The 7118-nt window shown below is 49.1% G+C and carries 8 protein-coding genes; all 8 read left to right on the top strand.

Annotation, left to right across the window (positions count from 1 at the left end):
- The first annotated feature begins 161 nt into the window (after positions 1-161).
- A complete protein-coding gene (gene thrC, locus OXH39_01540; protein ID MCY3549114.1) occupies positions 162-1271 on the top strand; it encodes a threonine synthase in 1110 nt (369 codons plus the stop codon).
- A 50-nt stretch (positions 1272-1321) separates the two neighbouring features.
- A complete protein-coding gene (locus OXH39_01535; GenBank protein MCY3549113.1) occupies positions 1322-2632 on the top strand; it encodes a phosphodiester glycosidase family protein in 1311 nt (436 codons plus the stop codon).
- A complete protein-coding gene (locus tag OXH39_01530) occupies positions 2632-3030 on the top strand; it encodes a hypothetical protein (GenBank protein MCY3549112.1) in 399 nt (132 codons plus the stop codon). Before OXH39_01535 ends, OXH39_01530 begins: the two co-directional genes overlap by 1 nt.
- 73 nt (positions 3031-3103) lie before the next feature.
- Entirely contained in the window at positions 3104-3439 is a 336-nt protein-coding gene (locus OXH39_01525; GenBank protein MCY3549111.1) for a helix-turn-helix transcriptional regulator, read from the top strand.
- Between the two features lie 44 nt (positions 3440-3483).
- Positions 3484-4599 (top strand): zinc-binding dehydrogenase, encoded by a 1116-nt coding sequence (locus OXH39_01520; protein ID MCY3549110.1) that lies wholly within the window; start codon positions 3484-3486, stop codon positions 4597-4599.
- Positions 4600-4767: 168 nt separating this feature from the next.
- The gene (locus OXH39_01515; GenBank protein MCY3549109.1) at positions 4768-4959 is read left to right on the top strand and encodes a hypothetical protein; all 192 of its coding nucleotides are present in this window, start codon (positions 4768-4770) and stop codon (positions 4957-4959) included.
- On the top strand, positions 4943-6085 hold the full coding sequence (gene hemW / locus OXH39_01510; GenBank protein MCY3549108.1) for a radical SAM family heme chaperone HemW: 1143 nt from the start codon (positions 4943-4945) through the stop codon (positions 6083-6085). The genes OXH39_01515 and hemW overlap by 17 nt, the downstream gene beginning before the upstream one ends.
- A gap of 450 nt (positions 6086-6535) precedes the next feature.
- Complete coding sequence (locus OXH39_01505; GenBank protein MCY3549107.1) at positions 6536-7045, top strand: hypothetical protein; 510 nt, start codon at positions 6536-6538, stop codon at positions 7043-7045.
- Positions 7046-7118 lie beyond the last annotated feature (73 nt).

Below are 7118 nucleotides of genomic sequence, written 5' to 3'. Positions count from 1 at the left end.
CACACACATTAAAACTGTCTTTCGATAGAATATTAATGATTTATGAAACACCCTCAATTAATTAGACATTGTAGAAGGGCGAGGATACAATCCTCGCCAGCGGTGGTGAGGTGTTTTGTGTTTTCCAAAGTGCCCTCTTACTTTCGGGGTTTACTATAATAATGAATTATCTGTGCAATGAATGTCGTAAAACCTACAAAATCTCACCTTTGCGCTATAAGTGTACCTGTGGCAGCGCGTTGAACCTCGTTGCGGATTCACGTATCTTGCCGAATGCACAGGTCCCAGCGGCGATGTCGCTCTGGCGGTATCGCGAGGCACTGCCGATTGACGCAGAGACAGATATTGTCACACTCGGTGAAGGCATGACACCTCTCATGCCGCTTGATGTTGACGAACCTGAACACTTCGTAAAATTGGATTATCTCTGTCCGACAGGTTCCTATAAGGACAGAGGGGCATCTGTCCTGCTCACACATCTCAAAGCACTTGGGGTTGAGAGCGTTGTTGAGGATTCATCTGGTAATGCAGGCGCAGCAATAGCCGCCTACAGCGCGAGGGCAGGTATCCACTGCACCATCTACTGCCCTGAGTCCACCTCGCAAGGCAAATTAAAACAGATTTCTGCCTACGGTGCCGAACTGAAATTGGTGCCGGGAAACCGCATGGCAACCACAGAAGCAGTCAAACTCGCAGCGGAAACCACCTGCTACGCATCCCACAATTGGCACCCGTTTTTCTTGGAAGGCACAAAGACATTGGCGTATGAAATCGTTGAACAACTCGGATGGCGTGCCCCAACACACGTCTTATGTCCCGTCGGATTCGGAAGTATCTATTTAGGACTCTTCATCGGATTCCGTGAGTTAAAGACCCAAGGCATCATTGAAAAAATACCGAGACTCCTTGGCGTTCAGCCCGATGTCTGCTGTCCGGTCTACAATGCATACACTGAAGATACACCATCTATCACGAGAATGGCACAAACTGGAGAAACGCTTGCGGAAGGCATCACTGCTGAACTTCCTATCCGAGGCGACAACATTTTGGAGGCACTTCGCTCTACAAACGGCGCATTTACCACCGTTGACGATACAGACATCAAAGCAGGACTGAAAACACTCGCAGCCAAAGGGATTTATGTTGAACCAACTTCTGCTGTGGTCGTTCGCGCGTATCAAAAGTTTAAACGAGAAGGAATCATAGCCACGGGGGACCAAGTGGTGTCAATCCTTACCGGTATCGGTTTAAAGGCAAGCAGTGTCTTGTAGGTGCAACGCTAAGACTTGATGTTCGTAATATTAATCAAAAAACACGAAAAATGATGACTGAAAACAGACCTTACCTCACAAGATTAATTACGGTATGCGTGCTTATTCTGCTTTTTATTTTAGTGATTAGCGCGTTGCGTGCCCGAGAAAATCGGTTTTTCCGTATCGGTGCTACCAACAGCCAAAATCGAGAGGTACTTCCGGACACCGTCAACAGGCGCGATGAACTCCAAAGCGACAGATGGCGTGACGGATTTCGGCTGCTCCGTTATTGGTGGATAGGCGGTGCAGCGGTTTATATCGCAGAGATGGATCGCACGGCGGAAAACCTCCAATTCGCTGTTGCGCTTTCTAACAACCAGATTTTAGGACGCGAAACCGTCACCGATGCCACGAGACGGCTCACGAAAAGACAGGAACTGTCCTTCGCCGGTGTCAATGGAAGTTTCGGTATCCGCGAGGACAACCGCGGACGTGGCGGTATGATGTTCAATCTGCATATTCAGAACGGTGAACTCGTCACTATTCCGATACGCCTTGACAGATGGGGGTATTCACCACCATCGGCATGGGGTGAAACGAGTTTCGGCGTAACGCCTGACGGAGAGTTCCTCTTGGATGCGGTGAAACTCAATGGTAAGCTTCGGATCGCTGGTGATGTGCTTCCAATTGACGCGGTGAATCAAATCTGTGATTCCGTATGCCCTGTTGTGCTGTTTACGCCGCGTTTTGGACGCAGAACGCTAACACGCCGATGCTACGAGTTCACACTCAGGCAAATCAAACTTCCACTTACGGGAAGGTACACCAGTAGATTCGTCGTCACCGCCGTCAATCCGCGGGGCAACAGCGTTATTCCGTCCGATGGTGTCGTCCTTGCGATTGAACCCCGCTTGGCGCGCGATTGGGCAAGCAAAATAACCAAATCTACAGCAGGCACACTGGAGATTGCCCTCACGCCTAAAAAATGGCAAAGCGTTCAGCAGGGAATCGGTGGAAACCTACGACTCGTCCGAGATGGCAAGGTTGAACCTGAACTCCTCAAATTCGGGCAATCAGGTGGTCGCAGCGCACGGAGTCATCGTAACGGCGCGTCTCGCCACCCGCGCAGTGCCTTAGGATTCAACGACGAGAAACTCTTCCTCATTGCTGTTGATGGCAGACAACCTGGATATAGCATGGGGATGACGCTTTACGATATGGGCAAGTTTTTCAGCGAACTCGGCATCAAACACGCCATCAACTTCGATGGCGGCAGCTCCTCAACACTCTGGGCATTAGGACGAGTTGCGAACAGCCCCGCGCACGGCTATGAACGCCGTATCTTCAACGTTGCGATGATCCGCGCGAGAAAAAAATAGTGAAAATAAAAACACGATACCTCCTTCTGTTTATCCCGTTAGTACTGGCATGTTCAAATAGAAACACGCCGCAGGCGGTCAGCGAGGACTTCATCTATAATTATTACCAGCGCGCAGACCAAGCGGCGGCATTACAACTCAGCCACGGACTCGCCGCAGAAAAACTGGAGGATGAAATCGCGCGTGTCAGTGAGGTAAGGTCGCAAGATCAACAAATTGATGAGATGCCGAACATCGAATACGAACCTATTGGCAAAGAAGAAAAGGAAACACACGTGTTGTTTAACTACAGGCTCACTATCAAAATCCGAGGCACGACGACGCACACCCGAAATGTAGTTATCAACACCGAACAGATTGATGGAAAATGGAAAGTCGTCAATTTCGATGAGTACTAACACTGCAACTTTGCTTTTTGCCGTTTCCTATCGCTGGCGAGGTTTTCAACCTCGCCGGTTAAGGAGAACAAAAATGACTAACGAAAAAATCGAATACGAAGTCGGCAGCGGTAATGTATTCAAAGATTTAGAAATTCCCAGTCCAGAGGAATACCTCGCGAAAGCTCGCCTTGCCGGAATAATCTATGATATTATAGCCGAAAGAAAACTTAAACATGGTAAGGCAGCTAAGCAGCTGGATATGAGTAAGTCTGAAATCACGGCACTTCTAAACGGAAGGCTTGACGACTTTTCGATTGAACGCCTATTTGGACTGCTCAGAAAATTGGATCGCGACATTGAAATTGTTGTCCGAGAGAGACCTGAAGACACACCTCCGGCCGAGATTAACATCTCGACAGTTGTCTGAAACGTTCGGCACAATCTCATTGAACCGCAAGGGAAATTAAAAAAATGAAAACAGGAAAAGTTGCGATCTTCACGCAAGCGCAAACGCCGATGGAATTCCGGGAATATCCCATCCCGTCCGTCACACCGGACGACCTACTGGTGCGCATCCGCATGGCGAACATCTGCGGCTCTGACCTACATTTTTGGCGCGGACACGGACCCAAAATCGAGAGCGGTATCCCGCAAGTGTTAGGACACGAAATGATCGGGACGATTGAAGCGATGGGACGCAACATAACAACGGACAGCACCGGACAACCGCTCACCGAAGGCGACCGCATTGCCTACTCCTATTTCAAACCGTGCCAACGCTGCTGGATGTGCCTCAACGGAAAACCGGGATGTCCCAATCGCTATCGCGATTGGCTCGGGGTCTCCAGCGAGCATCCGCCTCATTTCCACGGCGCCTATGGCGAATACTACTACATGAAACCGGGACATTGGGTGTTCAAGGTCCCCGACGAACTCTCAGACGCGCTCGTATCGCCCATCAACTGCGCTTTGTCCGAAGTCATTTACGGACTCAACCAGATCGGTATCACACTCGGTGATACCGTGGTTATCCAAGGTGCCGGTGGACTCGGACTCTACGCAACAGCAGTTGCACGTGAGATGGGAGCGGGGAGAATCATTGTTCTGGACCGACTGCCTGCACGCCTCGCACTCGCAAAGGAATTCGGTGCCGATGAGACTCTCAATGTTGATGAAATTGACATGAAATCACGGGTTGAATACGTACTCGACGAGACCGGCGGCATCGGGGCAGACCTCGTCGCTGAGTTTGTCGGATCGCCTCGTGTCCTTGCTGAAGGCGTGGAGATGCTCCGTTGGGGCGGACGCTATCTCTGGATAGGGAACATCAATCTCGGATTCCCCACAGAGATCGATCCGGGTAACATCGTCCGTTGTAGCAAAGCGATTCGCGGCGTAATTGTCTATGAGCCGTGGGTTATCCCGCGCGCACTCGATTTCCTCAGCCGCACACGAGACAGGTATCCGTTCCACAAAATCATCTCCGATACCTTTCCGTTCAGCGACATCAACGAAGCGTTCTCTTACGCCGATACAGGCGCAGCAATCCGAATCGGACTCGAATTTGACACCCCCCAGGGCCGGTAGGTTCGGTTTCCTAACCGAACCGGATCCTACGCGGAAACCTTGAAGTCTTCAGAAACCTCTTCAGTCCCGTAGGGACGGTATGTTTATAGCAGCGTGTGGTGAAAAAAGATCCAAGCCCCGTAGGGGCGGCATTTGTATGATTGTGACCAGACACCGTAACTTCAAAAAATGCACAACTATCAAAAATTCAAAGATTATCACATAGAACAACTACGTGATCCAGAGGACGCAAAAATATACCTTTCTGTCGCGCTTGAGGATTACGAAAAAGATGGGGACATAGAGGCGTTTTTACTCGCAGTTAGAGACGTAGTAGAAGCACAAAAAACCAACCACACGCAGTATGAACTATCCTCATAAATCCGCTTCTTCTGTCTACATTCATATCCCATTCTGCGCGACGAAATGCTACTATTGCGCCTTCAATACCTACACCTTCCATAAGGAACAAGCGAAGGCATATCTACAAGCACTCCGCACAGAGATAGCACTTTACGCCCCAGATACCGACCCACTACAAACGATTTTCATCGGCGGTGGCACACCTTCTATCCTCTCTGCTAACGCCTTGGCGCAGTTATTCACCGATATACATGAATATTTCCAACTAACGCCGAATGCGGAGATCACCGTAGAATGTAATCCCGGTACCGTCGATAGCGAGAAGCTCAACGTGATGCAAGACAACGGTGTGAATCGCCTCAGTTTCGGGCTACAAGCGATGCAAGACGAAACCTTGCAACAGTTAGGCAGAATCCACAGTGTTGACGAATTCCTCCAGAGTTACCACCTCGCCCGCGAAGGTGGCTTTGAGAACATCAACATCGACCTCATCTTCGCACTGCCCGACCAAACGATGGAAGCATGGCATCAGACCCTCAACGAAGTGATTGCCCTTGAACCCAACCACATCTCAGCATATAACCTCGTCATGGAGGAGGCAACCCCGTTTTATGAATGGTGGCAAGCCGGGGAACTCCACCTCCCGACCGAGGACACCGAAGCCGATATGTTCCAATACACGATTGAGACGCTAACTTCTCACGGATACACACATTACGAAATCTGTAACTTCGCCAAACCGAACCACTTTACGAGACACAACCTCGTCTATTGGAACAACCAGCCATGCATCGGACTCGGTGCCGGTGCGTGTGGTTATGTCAACGGTGTCCGTTATACCAACATTCGGGGCATCGCGCCTTATATTGATGCACTCTCCCAATGCAACAAGCCGATCGCCGATACCGAACATCTCACTGGACACGCTGAGAAAGCGGAAACGCTCATGCTCGCGCTTCGGAAACGCGAAGGCATCTCGCTTGAAGCCTATCAAGACCGATTCGGTGAAGAAATTGAAGTTGCCTTTGGTAACATCCTCAAAAAATGGATAGACTTGCAGTTGCTGGAACGCACAGCCACGCATCTCCGTCTCACACCTCGCGGTCTTTTCCTTGCAAACGAAGTCTTTGTCGAATTGATGTAATCTTCTCTTTCCGTCCTCCTCGCTGTCGTATCAGTAACGGTAGGTTCGGAATGTAATACAAGGAATGGATTTAGTCTATTCCCAGACTAAATCCCCTAACCGAACCGGATCTTAATCGGAAACCCCACAGACTCCAAAACCCTCTTGAGTTCCGTAGGAACGGCATCTCTGTAGAAACGCAACACATAGAAAGCGCAGCCCCGTAGGGGCGGCATCTATCATATATACAGATGACAACGGCTGATTCCGACAACCGCGATAGATGTCACCCCTCTGGGGTTCAATGGAGCGTATAAACGTTTTCTACAGAAATGTCACCCCTCCGGGGTTCAAAAAGCGTTCCCGATAAATACGGTTGACTGGTCTCTCAAAATCTGCTATTATACCTTATGTTAAAGTTCGACAAATCGCCACTGAGATTATCATCGTTATGTCAAAAGGAGCATCTACATGAAATTACGTTTTCCCGAATCTGAAATCCAACAATGGGCTGAACGATTCAACTCTGGATCTACCGAAACTTATTTTATGGAAATTAGTCCTAAAATTCAAGAGCAAGGATACCTTGATAAAAGACTATTGAAACGCGTTGCGCGCTGGAAATCTAACAGACGCGCCGGTCTTATTGAAAAAAACGACGATGACTACATAAAAGACATTACTTCATTTGCCTTTAGTGCCACAAGCGAACGTGCAAGAATAAGAGCCCTACGCCTTCTTGATGGGGTTGATTGGCCAACCGCCTCTGTAATCCTTCACCTATTCCACAAGGACCCATACCCAATCCTTGATTTCCGGGCGATGTGGTCCATCGGATTAGACGACTACAAATATTCATCTGCTTTTTGGTCAGATTACACAAACTTTTGTCGAGATATCGCATCCCGTAACCAAGTTGACATGCGAACCTTGGATAAGGCACTATGGCAGTATTCAAAAGAAAACCAACCGATATCATAATTTTCGCGAATATGTTTACCTCCTACCTGCAGGCGAGGTTTGCAACCTCGCTTACTGACTGCTGACTTATTTT

Source organism: Candidatus Poribacteria bacterium (genome assembly GCA_026702755.1).
Taxonomy (GTDB): Bacteria; Poribacteria; WGA-4E; order WGA-4E; family WGA-3G; genus WGA-3G.
This window is presented reverse-complemented; position numbering and strand designations above follow the sequence as displayed.

What these genes read in the sequence shown, in the direction of transcription:
- thrC (MCY3549114.1), top strand. Translation starts at nt 162, where the DNA reads ATGAATTATCTGTGCAATGAATGTCGTAAAACCTACAAAATCTCACCT.
- OXH39_01535 (MCY3549113.1), top strand. Translation starts at nt 1,322, where the DNA reads ATGATGACTGAAAACAGACCTTACCTCACAAGATTAATTACGGTATGC.
- OXH39_01525 (MCY3549111.1), top strand. Translation starts at nt 3,104, where the DNA reads ATGACTAACGAAAAAATCGAATACGAAGTCGGCAGCGGTAATGTATTC.
- OXH39_01520 (MCY3549110.1), top strand. Translation starts at nt 3,484, where the DNA reads ATGAAAACAGGAAAAGTTGCGATCTTCACGCAAGCGCAAACGCCGATG.
- OXH39_01515 (MCY3549109.1), top strand. Translation starts at nt 4,768, where the DNA reads ATGCACAACTATCAAAAATTCAAAGATTATCACATAGAACAACTACGT.
- hemW (MCY3549108.1), top strand. Translation starts at nt 4,943, where the DNA reads ATGAACTATCCTCATAAATCCGCTTCTTCTGTCTACATTCATATCCCA.
- OXH39_01505 (MCY3549107.1), top strand. Translation starts at nt 6,536, where the DNA reads ATGAAATTACGTTTTCCCGAATCTGAAATCCAACAATGGGCTGAACGA.